Source organism: Streptococcus dentapri (assembly GCF_042649885.1).
Lineage (GTDB): Bacteria > Bacillota > Bacilli > Lactobacillales > Streptococcaceae > Streptococcus > Streptococcus dentapri.
On the sequence record NZ_JBHSAC010000023.1, the window covers coordinates 1 to 19,300 of the forward strand.

The 19,300-nt window shown below is 40.8% G+C and carries 22 protein-coding genes and 1 pseudogene; 14 read left to right on the top strand and 9 right to left on the bottom strand.

Annotated features, from left to right (window positions below; translation table 11 throughout):
- Nucleotides 1–187, top strand: a pseudogene (locus ACFOSE_RS02515) (hypothetical protein); the annotation flags it as partial.
- Between the two features lie 291 nt (nt 188–478).
- Entirely contained in the window at nt 479–1,162 is a 684-nt protein-coding gene (gene radC, locus ACFOSE_RS02520) for a RadC family protein (protein ID WP_380430083.1), read from the top strand.
- On the opposite strand, the gene ACFOSE_RS02525 is transcribed toward radC, so the two are convergent.
- From ACFOSE_RS02525 to ACFOSE_RS02550, 6 genes are all read right to left on the bottom strand, one after another.
- Nucleotides 1,159–1,854, bottom strand: a complete 696-nt coding sequence (locus ACFOSE_RS02525) for a gamma-glutamyl-gamma-aminobutyrate hydrolase family protein (protein ID WP_380430086.1) — start codon at nt 1,852–1,854, stop codon at nt 1,159–1,161. The two genes, radC and ACFOSE_RS02525, sit on opposite strands and share 4 nt — an antisense overlap.
- A 10-nt stretch (nt 1,855–1,864) precedes the next feature.
- The gene (locus ACFOSE_RS02530) at nt 1,865–2,503 is read right to left on the bottom strand and encodes a redox-sensing transcriptional repressor Rex (protein ID WP_380430089.1); all 639 of its coding nucleotides are present in this window, start codon (nt 2,501–2,503) and stop codon (nt 1,865–1,867) included.
- Nucleotides 2,504–2,630: 127 nt separating this feature from the next.
- On the bottom strand, nt 2,631–2,978 hold the full coding sequence (locus ACFOSE_RS02535; RefSeq protein ID WP_380430092.1) for a DUF1831 domain-containing protein: 348 nt from the start codon (nt 2,976–2,978) through the stop codon (nt 2,631–2,633).
- A 5-nt stretch (nt 2,979–2,983) separates the two neighbouring features.
- Nucleotides 2,984–4,099, bottom strand: coding sequence for a cysteine desulfurase family protein (locus ACFOSE_RS02540; protein ID WP_380430095.1), 1,116 nt, complete (start codon nt 4,097–4,099; stop codon nt 2,984–2,986).
- 2 nt (nt 4,100–4,101) lie between these two features.
- A complete protein-coding gene (locus ACFOSE_RS02545; RefSeq protein ID WP_380430097.1) occupies nt 4,102–5,064 on the bottom strand; it encodes a ribose-phosphate diphosphokinase in 963 nt (320 codons plus the stop codon).
- An 82-nt stretch (nt 5,065–5,146) separates the two neighbouring features.
- On the bottom strand, nt 5,147–5,722 hold the full coding sequence (locus ACFOSE_RS02550) for a CYTH domain-containing protein (protein WP_380430100.1): 576 nt from the start codon (nt 5,720–5,722) through the stop codon (nt 5,147–5,149).
- Between the two features lie 130 nt (nt 5,723–5,852).
- Between ACFOSE_RS02550 and ACFOSE_RS02555 the strand changes: the two genes are divergently transcribed.
- The 4 genes from ACFOSE_RS02555 to pta are packed head-to-tail and all read left to right on the top strand — an operon-like array spanning nt 5,853 to nt 9,220.
- Nucleotides 5,853–6,518: a GTP pyrophosphokinase gene (locus tag ACFOSE_RS02555; RefSeq protein ID WP_380430103.1), complete on the top strand. Its 666-nt coding sequence runs from the start codon at nt 5,853–5,855 to the stop codon at nt 6,516–6,518.
- Complete coding sequence (locus ACFOSE_RS02560; RefSeq protein WP_380430106.1) at nt 6,493–7,326, top strand: NAD kinase; 834 nt, start codon at nt 6,493–6,495, stop codon at nt 7,324–7,326. The genes ACFOSE_RS02555 and ACFOSE_RS02560 overlap by 26 nt, the downstream gene beginning before the upstream one ends.
- Nucleotides 7,323–8,216 carry an RluA family pseudouridine synthase gene (locus tag ACFOSE_RS02565; RefSeq protein ID WP_380430109.1) on the top strand — a complete coding sequence of 298 codons (894 nt, stop codon included), beginning with the start codon at nt 7,323–7,325 and terminating at the stop codon, nt 8,214–8,216. Before ACFOSE_RS02560 ends, ACFOSE_RS02565 begins: the two co-directional genes overlap by 4 nt.
- A 20-nt stretch (nt 8,217–8,236) precedes the next feature.
- Nucleotides 8,237–9,220, top strand: a complete 984-nt coding sequence (gene pta / locus ACFOSE_RS02570; RefSeq protein ID WP_380430112.1) for a phosphate acetyltransferase — start codon at nt 8,237–8,239, stop codon at nt 9,218–9,220.
- Between the two features lie 37 nt (nt 9,221–9,257).
- Here the strand turns inward: pta and ACFOSE_RS02575 are convergent, their stop codons facing one another.
- Entirely contained in the window at nt 9,258–9,653 is a 396-nt protein-coding gene (locus ACFOSE_RS02575) for a sodium transporter (RefSeq protein WP_380430115.1), read from the bottom strand.
- Nucleotides 9,654–9,829: 176 nt separating this feature from the next.
- Here ACFOSE_RS02575 and ACFOSE_RS02580 point away from each other — a divergent pair, with 176 nt between their 5' ends.
- On the top strand, nt 9,830–10,672 hold the full coding sequence (locus ACFOSE_RS02580; protein WP_380430118.1) for a Cof-type HAD-IIB family hydrolase: 843 nt from the start codon (nt 9,830–9,832) through the stop codon (nt 10,670–10,672).
- 91 nt (nt 10,673–10,763) lie between these two features.
- Complete coding sequence (gene adhP / locus ACFOSE_RS02585; RefSeq protein WP_380430121.1) at nt 10,764–11,780, top strand: alcohol dehydrogenase AdhP; 1,017 nt, start codon at nt 10,764–10,766, stop codon at nt 11,778–11,780.
- A 55-nt stretch (nt 11,781–11,835) separates the two neighbouring features.
- On the opposite strand, the gene ACFOSE_RS02590 is transcribed toward adhP, so the two are convergent.
- On the bottom strand, nt 11,836–12,762 hold the full coding sequence (locus tag ACFOSE_RS02590) for a polysaccharide deacetylase family protein (RefSeq protein ID WP_380430123.1): 927 nt from the start codon (nt 12,760–12,762) through the stop codon (nt 11,836–11,838).
- A gap of 3 nt (nt 12,763–12,765) precedes the next feature.
- Complete coding sequence (locus tag ACFOSE_RS02595; protein WP_380430126.1) at nt 12,766–13,932, bottom strand: hydroxymethylglutaryl-CoA synthase; 1,167 nt, start codon at nt 13,930–13,932, stop codon at nt 12,766–12,768.
- Between the two features lie 192 nt (nt 13,933–14,124).
- Between ACFOSE_RS02595 and ACFOSE_RS02600 the strand changes: the two genes are divergently transcribed.
- The 6 genes from ACFOSE_RS02600 to ACFOSE_RS02625 all read left to right on the top strand — a co-directional run bounded on the left by ACFOSE_RS02600 (nt 14,125) and on the right by ACFOSE_RS02625 (nt 19,189).
- On the top strand, nt 14,125–14,964 hold the full coding sequence (locus ACFOSE_RS02600; protein ID WP_380430129.1) for a thymidylate synthase: 840 nt from the start codon (nt 14,125–14,127) through the stop codon (nt 14,962–14,964).
- Nucleotides 14,965–15,061: 97 nt separating this feature from the next.
- Entirely contained in the window at nt 15,062–15,577 is a 516-nt protein-coding gene (locus tag ACFOSE_RS02605) for a dihydrofolate reductase (RefSeq protein WP_380430133.1), read from the top strand.
- A 19-nt stretch (nt 15,578–15,596) separates the two neighbouring features.
- Nucleotides 15,597–15,767 carry a hypothetical protein gene (locus tag ACFOSE_RS02610; RefSeq protein ID WP_380430136.1) on the top strand — a complete coding sequence of 57 codons (171 nt, stop codon included), beginning with the start codon at nt 15,597–15,599 and terminating at the stop codon, nt 15,765–15,767.
- Nucleotides 15,768–15,788: 21 nt separating this feature from the next.
- On the top strand, nt 15,789–17,015 hold the full coding sequence (clpX, locus tag ACFOSE_RS02615; protein ID WP_380430139.1) for an ATP-dependent Clp protease ATP-binding subunit ClpX: 1,227 nt from the start codon (nt 15,789–15,791) through the stop codon (nt 17,013–17,015).
- Between the two features lie 9 nt (nt 17,016–17,024).
- On the top strand, nt 17,025–17,624 hold the full coding sequence (yihA, locus tag ACFOSE_RS02620) for a ribosome biogenesis GTP-binding protein YihA/YsxC (RefSeq protein WP_380430142.1): 600 nt from the start codon (nt 17,025–17,027) through the stop codon (nt 17,622–17,624).
- 194 nt (nt 17,625–17,818) lie between these two features.
- On the top strand, nt 17,819–19,189 hold the full coding sequence (locus tag ACFOSE_RS02625; RefSeq protein ID WP_380430145.1) for an FAD-dependent oxidoreductase: 1,371 nt from the start codon (nt 17,819–17,821) through the stop codon (nt 19,187–19,189).
- Nucleotides 19,190–19,300: the final 111 nt, after the last annotated feature.

Here is a 19,300-nt window from a genome sequence, read left to right on the forward strand (position 1 = left end):
ATCGAAAGTTTTGGGCTAGAGGCTACTATGTTAGTACCGTTGGACTGAATGAAAAGACAGTTGCGAAATATGTTCGCGAGTAAACAACTAATCTGGGAGATTAGTTGTTCAATGACATCGCACTTGATTCTTGAGTGTCAAAGAGTATGAAGATCCATTTTCAGATGGCAGTTTTAGAACGAGATAAAAGCCCGTTGTTACGGGCATTAGTCAAGTAATTATAGCACTAACCTGAACGAAGTTCAGCGAACGTCTTTAGACGTCGCTGGAGAGAAACGGCTTATAGCCGGTGTACAAGCCACCCGTTTTCACGGGTGGTTATAACTTGCTCTAGCTTTACCAGATTAATGAAAGGACTAATCAACCGTGTAGAAAAAGTCAGGACGATAAAATCAAAATTGTGATTTTATCACAATTTACTGACTTGTCCCACACTCTTTTTTTGGCTGACTTACGGATAGAAAGATAGGAGGTAATTATGTATACGGTTGAAATTCAAGAAGAAGCAATGCGCCCGAGGGAGCGTTTAGCCAAGCTAGGGGCGGAGCAACTCAGCAATCAGGAATTGCTGGCAATTTTATTAAGAACAGGTACTAAACAGAAGCATGTCCTCACTTTGGCGAATACCATTTTAGAAAGTGTTGGCAGCCTAGAGGATTTTCGTTCTCTGTCTCTGGAAGAGTTGCGTTCCATTACAGGAATAGGCAAGGTCAAGTCAATTGAAATAAAAGCCATGCTGGAATTTGCCAAGAGAGTCAATCAAACAGTAGGTGGAAAATCTGAAAGAATTATTTCTAGTGATCGTTTGGCTAGGAAAATGATGGAAGAGCTGCGAGATAAACGGCAGGAGCATCTGGTGGCACTTTATCTAGATACTCAAAATCGTTTGATTAAGCAACAGACGATTTTTATCGGTAGTGTTCGTCGTTCTATCGCAGAACCTAGGGAAATTTTGCATCATGCCTGTAAATATATGGCAACTTCCCTGATTGTTGTGCATAATCATCCTTCTGGTGAGACCGATCCTAGTCACCATGATATTAGTTTTACGAAAAAAATAAAACGATGCTGTGAAGATTTAGGAGTGGTATTCCTAGATCACATCATCGTTGGGTCAGATCATTATTATAGCTTTCGTGAAGAAACAGATTTTATTGTTTAGAGTTCATTGACAAAGTAATCAAAGAGTTCTTGGTCAGCCTGACGGTTTCCAATCAGTAATTCAGGATGCCATTGGACACCGAGAAAGTGAATATCTGGATGATTAGATTGTACCGCCTCAATAGTATTGTCATAAGGATCTTCAGCAATCACATCCAAGAAGGGAGACAGCTCTTTTATGCTTTGGTGATGGAAGGAATTGATAGCAGTTTTATGACCGTAGATTTGGGCTAGCTTACTATCTTCCTTAACTGTCATATCATGGTAAAGATAGTCAGAAGGTTTATCTTGCCAATGATTCTCAATATCCTGATTGAGGTTGCCACCTAGAGCAACATTCATCAGCTGTGTACCCCGACAGACAGAGAAGATAGGTTTTTCCTGACGTATAGCTTCATCAATAATGGCAAATTCAAAGACATCACGTGAGTACAGAAAATCATCATCGGTAGCTTCATTGTCTTCATGGTAAAATTCAGGGGTTACATTTTGACCGCCGATGAGCAAGATTTTGTCAACCATCGAGACATAAAGTTTAGCTTCTTCAACTGTGCCAATCGGCAGCAAAAGGGGAATCCCACCAGCCTTTTTGACACCTTGGACAAAGCCAGTAGGGGCATAACTCCAAGGAATATCATCGGTGGGATTAGGCCTTTCATTTGTTGTAATACCAATAATAGGTTTTCTCAGCATGAAAATCCTCCTAATGATCCTGATTCATAAAATAAAGTAGGGTTTGAAGTTCGCTGGTTAAATCAACATATTGAACAAAAACGCCCCTGGGGAGATTGAGGTTGACAGGAGAAAAGCTCAAGATTCCCTTGATACCAGCCTTAACTAAGAGATTGGCAACCTCCTGTGCTTTAAGGCTGGGAACTGTTAAAATAGCGGTGTGACAGTCAGATCCCTCAAGCCTTTCTTTGATGGTAGAGATACCATAGATTGGAATGCTATCGTCTGTCTTGGTGCCGACAAGTTCATTATCATCGGTATCAAATGCCATAATAATCTGCATTTTATTACGCTCATGGAAACGATAGTGGAGCAATGCCCTTCCCATATTACCGCACCCTACCAAAGCGACATTGGTGATAGAATGATCATTGAGAATATCTGCGAAGAAGTCCATTAGTTTTTTGACATCGTAACCAAAACCGCGCCGTCCTAATTCTCCAAAATAGGAGAAGTCGCGACGAACAGTTGCAGAGTCAATCCCAATAGCTTCGGCTATCTGCTTAGAACTAGCTTTTTCAATATTTTCGGCATGAAAACGCTTAAAAGTGCGGTAGTAGAGCGATAAACGTTTGGCTGTCGCCCTTGGAATAGATTTATCAATGCTCATCTCTCTATCCTCCCTAATAAATAATTTCCTATTAGTTATTTTAGAACAAGTTTGTGAAAACTGCAACAAAATAGTGATAAAAAAATCCTATTGAAATATAGGATTTTTTTATCTAAGTAAGGCTCAATCAACTTTCTTCCTTGGTAAAAATATCTCGTTCTACCAAGCTATCCATAAGGAAATAGAACTTATCCTGAATAATGTTCATCTTATCGGATTTAAAGATATTGACTAAGCGAAGACCAGACTGATCTGTAATACTTAATTTGAATGAACTAAGGTCCTTATTGATTATAATTTTGACAGGAAAACCATTCCCTGAATTTGGAACTTCCTCCAAGAGGCGGTTGAATTCATAATGCCCCAACTTGTTTTCAACAAAAGTTGTATCACGTAGGGTATATTTTTTAATAGCTGGACTGATAGTATAACTATACTTGCAATCGTCCAAATGGATTGTTTTTTCAAAAGCCATAATGTTTATCCTATAATTTCTTTTAATTTGGTTGCTAATTGTTTCAGTTCTTGGCTGGTATTTAGCTCTGAGAGACTGATACGAATAGACTCTTTGAGCCTCGGTGAATCAGTACCATAGAGGGCACTCAAGACATGGCTAGGGTCGACTGTACCAGCAGTACAGGCTGATCCGGTTGAAACGGCAAAACCTGCTAGATCTAGTTGTGTTAAAAGGAGTCCGTTGTCAATGCCAGGGAAACCGATGCTGATGACCTGAGGTATGGTTTGCTCACTGCCATTGAGATAGTAATCCATGGCTTCTAATTCACTAAAAAAGTCTGAGCGAAGTTGCCCCACCTTCTGGGTATTAGCTTCTAGATTCTGCTCACTTTCCTTGAGTGCATGTGCCATGCCCGTGATACCAATCATATTTTCGGTGCTGGCTCGGCGTTTAATTTCTTGCTCACCACCATGTAGGAGACTATCCATGTGATGAGGTTGGGTAAATAAGAATCCTACTCCCTTAGGCCCATGAAATTTATGGGCAGAAGCTGATAGAAAGTCAACGCCCAGTTCTTCGGGATGGATTTCCATTTTGCCGATTGCCTGAACTGCATCTACGTGGAAGACTGCTTGATGATTGGCCAACAGTTTACCGAATTCAGCAATTGGTAAAAGATCACCAGTTTCATTGTTAGCAAACATAGTACTGACTAGAATCGTATCATCTCGTAAGGCTGACTTAAGTGAAGCAGGTGTAATTTTCCCTTCCTGATCCGGCTGAAGATGGGTCACCTCAAAACCGAAGCGCTTTTCCAGATAGTCCATGAGACGCAGTACCGAATGGTGTTCAATAGCAGTTGTAATCAGATGTTTTCCCTTGTCTTGATTGGCCAAAGCATAGCCTTGAATAGCCATATTATTGCTTTCAGTACCACCGGATGTAAAAATAATATTTTTAGGTTGGGTTGCTAAAATTTTAGCAATAGTAAAACGGTTATCCCGTAGAAGATGATTGGCTTTTCGTCCGTAGCTATGAAGGCTGGATGGATTGCCAAAATTCTCGGTCATGACTGTCGTCATAGATTCGATAACACCTGGGGTCAAAGGAGTTGTCGCAGCATTATCGAGATAAATCATAATTAGTCCTCGTTTGAAGTATAGGTAAAGAGTGGGCTGAGTGGTTGATGATTATGAATACGGGTAATGGCCTTACCGATCAAATCACTAGCTGAAATATAGCTCACATTACTGCTGATGCGTTCTTTAGTGGCAACAGAATCGGTTATCAAAATTTCCTTGATTGGAGCCACCTCCAAAATATCGGCCGCTCCCCCGGCAAAGAGACCATGACTAGCAACAGCATAAATCTCAGAAGCCCCTTCACGTTCAACAATCTTAGCAGCTTCAGCGAAGGTCTTACCGGTATTTAGAATATCATCGATTAGGATGGCTTTCTTGCCAGCAACCTCACCAATAATATAGCCTTCTTCACGATTGGCATCATCTTGATCATAGTCAATGATAGCAATCGGAGCATCGAGGTATTCAGCTAGACTACGAGCACGTTTGATACCTGAATTCTTGGGGCTGACGACCACAACATCTGAACCCGTCAAGCCCATATGAATATAGCGATCGGCAAAAAGTGGAACAGTGAAAAGATTATCAACAGGGATATCAAAGAAGCCTTGCACTTGGACAGCATGAAGGTCCAGAGTTAAAATTCGATCGACTCCGGCCTTAACCAACATATTAGCAACAAGTTTAGCAGTGATTGGTTCTCGTTGTTGAGCAATGCGATCCTGACGTGCATACCCAAAATAAGGCATGATAACATTGACCGAATTAGCACTGGCACGTTTACAAGCATCAATCATGATGAGCAGCTCCCAAAGATTGTCATTGACCGGAAAGCTGGTGGATTGGATGATATAAATGTCAAAGCCACGCACACTTTCCTCAATGTTAATCATGATTTCCCCATCGGAAAATTGTCTGGAAGATAATTTGCTGAGCTTAATGCCAGTAACTTTAGAAATTTTCTCTGCAATTGGGGCGTTAGAGGTCAATGCGAACAGTTTTGGGGTGCTACTTTCTACCATGATTGAATGGCTCCTTTATTAACTTGATATTTCTTATTGTACCAAAAAAGGCTGAAACTTTCAGCCTTTTCTTCCGATGAAATTAATCTTTGATATTTAAGGTTGAGCAAAAACGAGCAACTTTACTTTTAGCGTATTTGAGCTCAATTCCTTGTTCAACTAAGAAGGCCTCAAAATCTGCCTTTCCTTTATCGGCATCTTTAACTTCCAACTCTAATTCATAGTCGATACGGCTGGCGTAATTGTTTTTATCCAAAGCCATGAGGCCAATGGCAGTTTGTTTTTCGCGGCGGATGGTTGTCAGATGTCCTAGATTTTTGAGTTTGGAGCAGTCAACTCCGCTTTGGCGGATCAAATCACTGATGACATTATCAGGGAAATCGCAGGTTGAGGTAATGATGGCGCGTGCCTGATCGCGGGTCAGTTCAATATTGTGTTCCAATGTTCCCACCTTTTTTGGAATCTTGAGTGTCATTTCGGCTCCCTTGTCAAAAGTACGGATTCTAAGAGAGAGGTGATGTTTACGCATGGAATAGTCGTCCGTATCGAAATAATAATTGGTCTGAGTGATAGGAGCAATATGAGAAAACAAGGATTCCATGCGATTAAATTCTGCCTTATTAAGCATGGTCTTGTACTCAATTTCCAAATGATTCATCTTGCTTTTCCTTTATAAGCCTTTTTGTGATATAATGGTACTTAAATCAATTCTATAAAAAAGCAAGATTTTTTACAAGGTTTGACTGTAAAATATCTTAAAAAAACAGGAGTTCGTAATAAAGCTAGATATGGAATGGGAAACCTTTTTAGACCCCTATATTCAGACTGTTGGTGAATTAAAGATTAAATTTCGCGGTATCCGCAAACAATTTCGCAAACAGAACCGCCATTCTCCAATTGAATTTGTCACAGGTCGCGTAAAACCTGTTGAAAGTATTAAAGAAAAGATGCACTTGAGAGGAATTAAAGAAGAGCATCTCGCTGAAGACATGCAGGATATTGCAGGTGTTCGCATTATGGTCCAATTTGTCGATGATGTTCAGGAGGTTCTGGATTTGATTCGGCATCGTCAGGATATGCGTATTGTGCAGGAAAGAGATTATATCAACAATCGCAAGGCAAGCGGCTATCGGTCTTATCACGTTATTATTGAGTACCCGGTGGATACAATTATTGGCCAAGAAAAGGTTTTGGCTGAGATCCAAATTCGGACTTTGGCCATGAATTTCTGGGCAACTATCGAGCATTCCTTAAATTATAAGTACAAGGGTGATTTTCCTGAAGAAATCAAGCAGCGTTTGGAGATAACCTCGCGCATTGCCCGCGAATTAGATGAAGAAATGCGTAAGATTCGCGATGATATCAAGGAAGCTCAGCTTTTATTTGATGCAGAAAATAGAAAACTTAGTGATGGTGTAGGAAATAGTGATGACACAGATGAATTATACAGGTAAGTCTAGAGTAGCTATTATTGCTAATGGTAAGTACCAGAGCAAGCGTATCGCATCGAAAATTTTTAGTGCGCTGAAACATGATCCTAATTTTTATCTTAGCAAGGACAATCCAGATATTGTTATTTCTATTGGTGGTGATGGGATGCTCTTATCCGTCTTTCATATGTATGAAAAAGCCTTGGATAAGGTGCGCTTTGTGGGAATTCATACAGGTCATCTTGGATTCTATACGGATTACCGTGACTTTGAAGTTGATGAATTTTTAAAAAATTTACGCTTGGATAGGGGTGAAAAAATTTCCTACCCTCTTTTGCGCGTGACTGTTACCACAGCTGATGGTCGGATCGTGACTGCTCGCGCGTTGAATGAAGCGAGTTTGCGCCGTATTGAAAAAACGATGGTGGCCGATGTAGCCATCAATGGGACCCAACTTGAGCGTTTTCGTGGTGATGGCATTACTGTATCTACTCCAACGGGGAGTACAGCTTATAATAAATCCATCGGTGGGGCTGTCTTACATCCAACGGTAGAGGCCTTTCAGATGACAGAAATTGCCAGTCTCAACAATCGTGTCTATCGAACCTTGGGAAGTTCTATTATTATTCCTAAAGGTGAAACCGTTACTATTGAGCCTAAGCGTGTGGGTTCGTATACGGTTTCGATTGACAATAAATCTTTTAGCTATCGCAATGTCGCTAAGATGGAATTTTTCTTGGATGATAAAAAAATTAGTTTTCTGTCAACTCCCAGCCATATTGGTTTCTGGGAGAGGGTTAAGGATGCTTTTATCGGTGAGGTGGACGAGTGAGGTTTGAATTTGTAGCCGATAGACGCTGTAAGGTAAAAACTTTTCTAAAGGGTCATGATGTTTCGAAAGGGTTGTTGGCTAAGATTAAATTTAAAGGTGGTAATATTTGGGTAAATGGCATTGAACAAAATGCCATTTATTTATTGGAGGTTGGTGATAAAGTTACCATCGATATTCCCAATGAAATTGATTTAAATCAAGGGTTGCTCCCCGTTAAATACGATCTCGCTATTATCTACGAAGATGAGCATTTTTTGGTGCTTGATAAGCCTTATGGCTATGCTAGTATTCCCAGTGTCCTCCACTCGAATACGATGGCCAATTTTGTAAAAGCCTACTACTTAGAGCAGAATTATCCCAATCAACAGGTGCATATTGTGACTCGCTTAGATAAGGATACTAGTGGGTTGATGCTTTTTGCTAAACATGGCTATGCTCATGCGCGTATGGACAAACAGCTGCAAGCCAAGATGATTGAGAAGCGTTACTATGCTCTGGTTGAAGGAGAAGGAGAGCTTGAAAATAGTGGTGAAATCATTGCTCCTATTGCACGTGATGAAGATAGTATTGTGACTCGTCATGTTCATCCATCGGGGAAATATGCGCATACTAGCTATTGTATTATAGAGCGTTTTGGTCATGTTAAATTAGTTGATATCAAACTCCAAACCGGCCGTACTCATCAGATTCGTGTGCACTTTGCCCATATCGGCCAACCCTTGCTGGGGGATGATTTGTATGGTGGTTCTATGAATTATGGGATTGAACGTCAGGCCCTGCATTGTCATTCTCTAAGTTTTATAAATCCCTATACGGGAAAGAAGATGGAATTTGCCTCTGGCTTGACAGATGATTTTGAAAACGTTATCATGAATTTGCAAACTAAATAGAATAGAAGGTTAATCCCATTATGATACGCAGTTTATTTGGTGAATTAAGAAGCAAGTTGGCAGGAAAAAACGTCAAGATTGTTTTTCCAGAAGGGAATGATGAGAGGGTTGTACGTGCTGTTGCCCGCTTGAAATTTGAAGGGCTAGTTGATCCAATTATCTTAGGAAATCCTGATGATGTGACTGGTTTACTCAAGCAATTTGGCTTTGCTAATCAGGACTACACTATCTTGAACCCTGAAACCTATCAAGATTTTGATAAGATGAAAGAACTCTTTCTGGAATTGCGTAAGGGTAAGGTAGAACCTGAAGATGCAGACCGCTTGTTGCATGATGTCAACTACTTTGGTGTCATGCTGGTTAAAATGGGTTTGGCAGATGGTATGGTGTCGGGAGCAATTCATTCGACCGCTGATACGGTTCGTCCAGCACTACAAATCATCAAGACCAAACCAGGTATTTCACGGACATCAGGGGTTTTCTTGATGAATCGTGAAAATACAAATGAACGCCTTGTCTTCGCTGACTGTGCTATTAATATTGACCCTAGCGCTCAAGAGTTGGCCGAAATTGCTGTCAATACAGCAGATACCGCTAAGATTTTTGATCTAGATCCTAGGATTGCCTTGCTCAGCTTCTCAACCAAAGGCAGTGCGCAAGCACCTCAGGCGCAAAAGGTTCGCGAAGCGACAAGACTGGCCAAGGAAATGACTCCAGATTTAGCTTTGGACGGCGAATTGCAGTTTGATGCAGCCTTTGTTCCATCAACAGCAGCTATCAAGGCACCTGATAGTGATGTTGCCGGTCAGGCAAATGTCTTTATTTTCCCAGATCTTCAGTCTGGCAATATCGGCTATAAGATTGCTCAGCGCTTAGGAATGTTTGAAGCAGTGGGACCAATCCTTCAGGGACTCAATAAACCAGTCAATGATTTGTCGCGAGGCTCTAGCGCTGAAGATATTTATAAATTAGCTATCATCACGGCAGCTCAAGCATTGGACTAAAGACAAATCATAAAAACTGGGACAAAGTACCCAGTTTTTATGATTTGTCTTTAATAGAAGCACCTGATGTTGTATCAGACCAGCCGACAAGTGCCTGACCAGATTCTTTTAAATAAGTGCTCAACACGGGTTGAAAGTCTTGGATATAGCTAACAACTCCCCGAAAATTTCCATCGGCATCGTAAAGCGCCTGATAGCTCTGAATTAAAATCTGATCAAAGCTATCATTGGCCAGAGGGAGAAAAAGTGCTTTCTCAGATGCTTGTTGCAGGGCTTCCCAAATCCATTGAGGTAAGGTTTGCTCATCAGCTTCTAGGAAAAAAGAACCATCTGGCTGATTGTTACTATAAATCAGTTGTAAATTTCTATCATAAAAAGCAAGGCGATAGGGAAGAAGAGTTAGAAACTCTTCTGGGGATTGATGAGTAGTCATAGTTTTATCATAGTCATTTTGGTTTCAAAAAGCAACTAGCTTGTTTTAAAACTTGGAGAAATTCTTAGTGTCCCCTTCAATAAGAGAATAGTATTAGTTTAACAGTAGATTTTGCAAGAAAAGCCATAGCTTTGGAGATATAATTGTAATAAGATCAATTTAATGAGGTAAATAATATGAGTAAAATTATTTTTTTAGATGTGGATGGCACTCTGGTGGATTATCATAACCACATTCCTGAGAGTGCAATCCTAGCTATTCGACAGGCGCGTGAAAAGGGGCACCGTATCTATGTTTGTACTGGGCGTAGCCGAGCTGAAATGCAGCCGGAGATTTGGGATATTGGAATTGATGGCATGATTGGTGGTAATGGTTCTTATGTGGAAGATCAGGGGCAAGTGATTATGCATCAATTGATTTCCGAAAGAGATAGTCATGCCATTGTTGATTGGTTGACAGAACGTGGTCTGCCTTTCTATCTAGAAAGCAATAATGGTCTTTTTGCCAGTCCCAATTTTCGCGAAAGTGCACGTGCGACTGCACAAGCCTATCTTCTCGGCAAGGGAAAGGATGCTGAAGAGGTCAAAGATCTGCAGGTTGAAGACGTCATACACGGGATAATTTTTGGCGGCCAACTCTATCGCAATGATCTTAATAAAGTTAGCTTTGTCCTCCATTCTTATCAAGACTATTTGGATTCCAAGGCAGCCTTTCCACAATTAGAAGCCAATACTTGGGGTGGGCGCAGTGAGACAGCACTTTTCGGTGATCTTGGCGTCAAGGACATTGATAAGTCTCATGCTATTGATGTTCTACTGTCCCATCTGGGAGTTGACCGAGCAGATACCATCGCTTTCGGGGATGCGGAAATTGATATTCCTATGTTAAAATATTGCGCTTATGGTGTTTCTATGGGAAATGGGGGCCCAGAAATCCGTGCTATGGCTAATATGGTAACAGATAATGTTGAAGAAGATGGTCTCTCTAAGGCATTCAAGCAACTGGGGCTTTTGGACTGAATTATGACTACTTAAAATTCTTGACAATTTTGTGAGAAATTGTACAATGTATTTGTAAGCGAATTCAAACGATAGTATTGGAGGAAATATTATGAAAGCGGTTGTTGTAAATCAAGCTTCAAACGGCGTTGAAATAGTCAACCATGAGATGCCAACTATTGGACATGGTGAAGCCTTGGTAGAGGTTGAGTATTGTGGTGTCTGTCATACGGACTTGCATGTAGCACACGGTGATTTCGGTCAAGTTCCAGGACGTATCTTGGGTCACGAAGGAATCGGTATCGTCAAAGAAGTCGGTGAAGGTGTTGATTCTCTGAGAGTTGGTGATCGAGTTTCTATCGCTTGGTTCTTCGAAGGTTGTGGTCACTGTGAATACTGTACAACAGGTCGTGAAACACTCTGCCGATCAGTAAAAAATGCGGGCTATAGTGTTGATGGCGGTATGAGTGAATATGCTGTTGTCACTGCAGACTATGCTGTAAAAGTACCAGAAGGATTAGATCCTGCCCAAGCATCATCTATTACCTGTGCTGGTGTAACAACTTATAAGGCTATTAAAGAAGCCGGTGCAGCACCTGGTCAATGGATTGCTGTCTATGGTGCAGGTGGTTTAGGTAATTTAGCGGTACAATATGCTAAAAAAGTTTTCAATGCGCATGTTGTTGCTATTGATATCAATTCGGATAAGTTAGAATTGGCTAAGAAAGTCGGTGCTGATATTGTTGTCAATGGTAAAGAAGTTGATGATGTCGCTGGTTATATCCAAGAAAAAACTGGTGGTTGCCACGGTGCAATTGTAACGGCTGTTTCTAAAGTAGCTTTCAACCAAGCTGTTGATAGTGTTCGTGCAGGAGGTACAGTTGTAGCAGTCGGTCTCCCATCAGAATACATGGAACTCAGCATTGTTAAGACGGTTCTTGATGGTATTCGTGTTGTAGGTTCACTCGTTGGCACTCGTAAAGATTTGGAAGAAGCTTTTGACTTCGGTGCTCAAGGATTGGTTGTACCAGTTGTTGAAAAAGTAGCGGTTGATACGGCACCAGAAGTATTTGCTGAAATGGAAGCAGGTGCTATTCAAGGTCGTAAGGTGCTAGATTTCACTAAATAAGTTTTGATGATAAAAAACACCTAGGGGTTGTCATAAAATCCCTAGGTTTTTTTATTTACCAAGAAATAGTTGAAAGTAGATCATCTGGTGATGTTGTTGGTAAAATGCGGACACGATTAAGAGCGTAGAGACCATTTTCGGCGCTTGCCAATCCTTCGTTGGTAGTCACTGCCATTTTATATCCCAGTTTTTCCGCGAGAGATAAGCTGGTGTCAGTATAGCGACCAGAAGGATAAGCAAGAGCTATAGTATCCTGATTCAATGTGCTATCGAGCCAAGATTTAGACTCAGTAAGCTCGGTTCCCTGTTCATTGTCAGAAGTAGCTGATAAATCAGGATGATTAACCGTGTGGCTTTGGAAAGACATCCCATTTTTTTTCATTTCTTTAAGTTGATCAACTGTCAAAAAGCCTTCCTTGCCAATGTAACTGGTGATGATATTGTTGCTGCCTCGGGCTTTATATTTTTTCATAATAGGATAGGCATTAGTATAGAAATCAGCATCCCCATCATCAAAGGTCAGCCAAATAATTTTCTTATTGCCATTAGGCAGAACATTTTCTGATAATACCTTATAGGCTTCCTCTGGTGTCAGGAAGTAGTAGCCCTGCTCAGACAGGGATTTGATATGGCTTTCAAAGGTATCTGGAGCAACAATCAGGTTGGCACTTCCAGATTCAGAATCTGCCATAACATGGATAGCATGATACATTAAAATAGGGACCTTGACGGTTTCGTCTTGTTTTTTCCAGTTGATATTGTCTTGATCATTTTCTTGGTCTTGCTCGTTTTCAAAAGATTTTTTAGCTGTCTGATTGGTCTGGCTGGATGATTCTGCCTTTAGAAGGCGACTAGGATTGCTACTGTGTATTTTAAACAGATAGGCTAAGGAACCGATGACAAAAATGAAGGCAATAACCGCTAGTAGATTATGGATGTTGCGGTTTTTATTAGGAGGATGATGTTGGGACTTATTACTCATATTTTAATTCTTTCTATAACGACGTTGATGTTCAATGATGCTGTCAAGAGCAAAGGTATGAGTTTGATAATCTGCGAAATTAGCATTGCCATCAGCATCAAGTTGGAGTTCTTCAAAAAAGAGTTTTTCATAGTCATCCACACTGAGAAGAATACGATCGTCAATTTCTGTCAAGTGGTCATACTTGAGCATGCCGTTGAAACCAGCAACCAAGTTGCCGCTGAAAATTTCGGAGACGGCACCTGAACCGTAGCTGAAAAATCCGATACGATTGCCTGCTTTCAGTGACTGCGTGTTTTCCAATAAGGATAGGAAACAGAGATAGAGTGAGCCAGTATAGATATTACCAATTTTACGGCTATAAATAATAGAATCCTCAAAATTTTGAACTAATCTTTCTTTGGCTTTATCAGATACTGATTTATCTAATAGTTTATTGAGACCTTTATTAGCAAGTTTTGGATAGGGGACATGAAAGCAAAAGGCTGAAAAGTCATCCAAAGATAGCCCTTGACGTTTCTGATATTCTTGCCAAGTTGTTTTTAAGCTATCTAAATATTGCTTAGTCGAAAACATTCCCTGAACGAAGGGAGTAGTAGAATAATTGGGTCGCCAAAAATCCATGACATCACGAGTTTGGGCTATATTGTCATCATTGAAGGCTAGGATACGCGGTTGGCTTGTAACCAGCATAGCGATAGCACCTGCTCCTTGAGTTGGTTCGCCGGAAGTGTGGAGACCATACTTAGCGATATCGCTAGCAATCACTAGAACTTTTGATTGGGGATGGACAGTGACGTGTAGTTTAGCATAGTTGAGAGCCGCGGTGGCACTGTAACATGCTTCTTTGATTTCAATGCTGCGGGCAAAGGGCTGGATGCCCAATAGAGCATGTACAAATACGGCAGCTGCTTTACTTTGATCAATACCTGATTCGGTGGCCAGAATGACCATATCGATATTTGCCTTGTCCTCACTAGTAAGGATTTTTTCAGCAGCGGCGGCACCTAAGGTGACGATATCTTCAGTAATAGGAGCGATGCTGAGAGTATCCAGCATCAAGCCTATCGAATACTTATTGGGATCGGTTGCGCGAGCTGTAGCTAAATCAGTCATATCAAGTTTATATTTAGCTGTCGCAAAACCAATCTTATCAATTCCTACGATCATAAGTATCCCTTCTGTTGTAATTGTTCTATATGCTTCCATTGTAACATAAATGACATAAAAGGCTTATGAAAAAAATTTGAATTAGTGCTAAACCCATAAAATCAGTCTCCAGTTGGACTCTGGATATTTTTAGTAGTAATTTTAATCATTTTCAGCTAGAATAATAGCAGTGAAATAAAAAGAGGAAATGAAATGACAAAAGCAGATAAGATTTTTAAAGATAATATCCAAACAATAATGGAGCAAGGCACCTGGTCGGAACAAGCTCGCCCTAAATATAAGGACGGTCGGACTGCTAATTCAAAATACATTACAGGTTCTTTTGCAGAATATGATTTAGCAAAGGGAGAATTTCCTATTACCACCCTGCGCCCAATTGCGATTAAATCAGCTATCAAGGAGATTTTCTGGATCTATCAGGACCAAAGTAATGATCTATCTATTTTGAATGATAAATACAAGGTTAAATATTGGAATGATTGGGAAGTTGGTGAAACAAAGACGATTGGTGAGCGGTATGGTGCCATTGTCAAAAAGCACGATATCATCAATAAAATTCTCAAGCAGTTGGAAGATAACCCTTGGAACCGCCGTAATGTTATTTCGCTCTGGGATTATGAGGCATTTGAAAACTCTGAAGGTCTCTATCCTTGTGCCTTTCAAACTATGTTTGATGTGCGCCGAATAGGTGAGGATATTTATCTGGATGCAACGCTGACCCAGCGTTCAAATGATATGCTGGTAGCTCACCATATCAACGCCATGCAGTATGTAGCATTACAGATGATGATTGCTAAGCACTTTGGCTGGAAGGTCGGTAAATTCTTTTATTTCATTAACAATCTTCACATTTACGACAATCAATTTGAACAAGCCCAGGAACTTTTGAATCGCCAACCGACAGACTGTCAGCCGCATTTGGTTTTGAATGTTCCGGATGGCACTAATTTCTTCGATATTAAACCAGAGGATTTTGAATTGCTTGACTATGATCCAGTGAGACCTCAAATCAAATTTGACTTGGCGATTTAATACTAGTCTAAAAGCCGATAAGCTAAGGAAATAAGATAAAAATGCTTTTGAATTTTTTCAAATGCATTTTTGTTTAAATTCTGATAAAATAAAAACGATGGACACACTTAATAAAGAAAAGAAAATCATTGCGATTTGGGCAGAGGATGATAATCATCTGATTGGAGCTAATCAGACCATGCCCTGGCATTTACCGGCGGAACTTGCCCATTTTAAAAGAACGACCATGGGACAGGCTGTTCTGATGGGACGAAAGACTTTCGATGGTATGGGACGACGTATTTTACCTGGTCGTAAGATTCTGATTTTAACTCACGATCAGAACTATCAAGTCAAGGGGGTTAAGACCGTCTCCAGTGTAGAAGAGGTTCTAACTTGGTTTGATCAACAAGACAAGGATCTTTATATTGCAGGTGGTTCAGGAGTTTATCAGACCTTTAGGGACTACTATGATGCCTTAGTCAAAACTCATATCCATGCAGCTTTTCAGGGAGATGCGTATTTTCCGGAAATTCAGCAAGATCAATTTAATTTGATTTCTGAGGAAACCTATCCCAAGGATGACAAGAACCCTTATGATTTTACTATTTCAAAACTAATTAAGATAAGATAAGATAAGGAATTTATTATTCATGCAAAGAAGTATTTTTGGCGTTTTTACAGCACTGTTAGGCATCATTTGTGTGCTCTGTGCTCTTCCTGCATTTCGCAAAAATCGTTATGGTCTGGGAACGCTTTTTCTCCTCAACGCTTTGACTAACCTTATCAATACTATCCATGCCTTCTATGGCACACTTTTTTAGGAAGAGGGAAATCGATAAATTATGGCAGATAATCCAAATGATGTAATGGTTTATTGTTCGTTTTGCGGCAAGAACCAGACGGAAGTTAAAAAAATTATCGCAGGTAATGGTGTTTTTATCTGTAATGAATGTGTAGCACTCTCGCAGGAGATTATCAAAGAGGAGCTGGCAGAAGAAGTTCTGGCAGATTTGACGGAAGTTCCCAAGCCGCAAGAGTTATTACAGATATTGGATGACTATGTGATTGGTCAAGATCGTGCTAAAAAAGCTTTAACGGTAGCCGTCTATAATCATTACAAGCGTATTAGCTTTGTTGAAAGCAGTCGCGATGATGATGTGGATTTACAGAAATCCAATATCCTCATGATTGGTCCAACCGGTTCAGGAAAAACCTTTTTAGCCCAAACCTTGGCAAAGAGTCTCAATGTACCATTTGCCATTGCTGATGCAACCGCCTTGACTGAAGCTGGTTATGTTGGAGAAGATGTTGAAAATATCCTCCTCAAACTGATTCAGGCAGCTGATTTTAATATCGAAAGGGCTGAACGTGGGATCATCTATGTTGATGAAATTGATAAGATTGCCAAAAAAGGGGAGAATGTGTCTATTACCCGTGATGTCTCGGGCGAAGGAGTGCAACAGGCCCTATTGAAGATTATTGAAGGAACAGTAGCTAGTGTACCGCCTCAAGGTGGTCGTAAGCATCCTAATCAAGAAATGATTCAAATTGATACCAAAAATATCCTCTTTATTGTAGGTGGTGCCTTTGATGGTATTGAAGATATCGTCAAACAACGTCTGGGTGAAAAGGTTATCGGATTTGGTCAAAATAATAAAAATCTTGACGATGACGTTTCTTATATGCAACAAATCATTTCGGAAGATATCCAAAAATTCGGCTTAATTCCTGAATTTATTGGACGTTTGCCAGTTTTAGCTGCCCTTGAACAGCTGAGCATTGATGATTTGGTTCGTATTTTAACAGAGCCTAAAAATTCCTTGGTTAAACAGTACAGGACGCTTTTATCTTATGATGGTGTGGATTTGGAATTTGATCAGGAAGCTCTTGAGACAATTGCTGCTAAGGCTATTGAACGTAAAACTGGTGCGCGTGGATTGCGCTCCATCATTGAAGAAACGATGATGGATATCATGTTTGAAATTCCAAGTCAGGAAGAAGTGACCAGTGTTCGTGTAACTAAGGCAGCAGTTGATGGCACGGATAAACCAATTCTGAAGACAGCTTAGGAGAGAGCCGTGGCAGAAGAACAAGTTTTAAATACCCACAATGCTTCTATTTTACTGAGTGCAGCAAATAAGTCTCACTATCCGCAGGATGATCTGCCAGAGGTGGCCTTGGCCGGTCGTTCTAATGTTGGCAAATCCAGTTTTATCAATACCTTGCTCGATCGTAAAAATTTAGCACGTACTTCAGGAAAACCGGGGAAGACCCAGTTGTTGAATTTTTATAATATTGACGATAAACTTCGCTTCGTTGATGTCCCTGGTTATGGCTACGCTCGAGTGTCTAAAAAGGAACGGGCTAAATGGGGGAAGATGATTGAAGAGTATCTGGTAACGCGCGACAATCTGCGCGTGGTTGTCAGTTTAGTTGACCTGCGTCATGCCCCGACTGCAGATGATATTCAGATGTATAACTTTCTCAAATATTATGAGCTTCCTGTCATTATAGTGGCAACCAAGGCCGATAAGGTCCCACGCGGTAAATGGAATAAACACGCAGCTGCCATCAAAGAGGCTCTGAATTTTGACGCAGATGACCATTTTATCGTCTTTTCATCCGAAACCCGTCAAGGCTATGATGAAGCTTGGGATACGATTTTGGAATGTTTGTAAAACCTAACTTAGCTGTAGAAAAAGCTGATTTTCTCAGCTTTTTTGTATTATGCTCCTTATCCCAATTAGCTGGTTGTGCCCTGTTGAGAGTATAGGGAATGCTAGATAAATTGACAGTATGAATCGTTTGAAAATTATACTCCGGTAGAGTAGAATGAAGGTGTCAACAAGGACGCTCACAAGGAGGTAAATTTATGAGCAAATCAAAAGTTGTTATTGTCGGAGCCTCGCATGGCGGGCACGAATCTGCTATAGAGTTGCTGGATCGTTATTCAGAGGTTGATGTTACGATTTATGAAGCGGGTGACTTTGTGTCATTCATGTCCTGTGGTATGGAGCTCTACCTAACAGACAAGGTGACAGCCAAGGATGATGTGCGCAATTTTGCACCAGCTGACCTGGAAAAACGAGGCGGAAAAGTCGTCAACAATCATCAGGTCACAGCCATCAATGCTGATCGTAAGACTGTCACTGTTAAGGATCTAAAATTAGATCAGGACAAAGAAGTTGCTTATGATAAATTGATCCTAAGTTCCGGTGTTAAACCGACCACGCTGCCTGTACCGGGTGCTGAACTTGAAAACATCTATTTAATGCGCGGCTATGATTGGGCTAGTAAAATTAAGGATGCTTTGGAGTCAGACGTTATTCAAGATGTTGTGGTCGTCGGAGCTGGCTATATTGGATTGGAGGCTGTTGCTGCTTTTGCTAGCAAGGGCAAAAAGGTTACACTGGTTGATGTTATTGATCGTCCTTTGGGAACTTATCTGAATCCAGAACTAATTGATGTGCTGGAGCCTGAGTTGGAGAGAAATGGTGTTAGGCTGCACATGGGAGCTAAGGTCGAGAGTTTCCAAGGAAACAATAAAATAGAAAGTCTTAAGACTGATAAAGGCGATATCAAAGCTGATCTGGTCATTATAGCAGCAGGTGTTAAGCCCAATACAGACTGGCTGCAAGGGACGCTTGAGTTGGAATCCGGTGGTTTTATCAAGATAGATGAATATTTCCGGACCAGTCTAGCGGATGTCTATGCCATTGGTGATGCTGTCTTGCCTTTGTCAATTCCTGCGGGGAAACCTCTTCCTATCGCTTTAGCAACAACGGCTCGTCGTGAAGCCCAGTATCTGGTCAAGCATTTATTTGAGACGAAACCCAGTCAGGCTTTTCAAGGAGTTGTCGGCTCGTCAGCTCTTAGTATTTTTGATTATCAGTTTGCAACTAGCGGTCTCAATGCTTTTTCAGCCAAGAAAGCTGGTTTATCGCGTTATCAAACGAGCATATATGAGGATCGTCTGCGCCCTGCTTACATTCCCGAGACTGATAATCCGAAAGTTTATGTTAGCTTAACGTTTGATCCTCTAACGTATCAGATTCTTGGGGGAGCAGTCCTATCTAAGTACGATATCACAGCTCAAGGGAATATTCTTTCTCTGGCCATTGCTCACAAAATGACCTTAGAAGATTTGGCTCAGGCTGATTTCTTCTTCCAACCTAGATTTGACCGACAATGGAGCTTACTGAATTTAGCGGCTCAGCATGCCCTGAATCTAGCAGCTTTTTGAGAGCAAAACAAATAAAGACGATTGGAGATTGCTCCAATCGTCTCAGACTGAAGACAAAGCTCTTGGAATTGCATTTCTAAGAGCTTTTTGCTCTGTTTAGGAGTATACTAA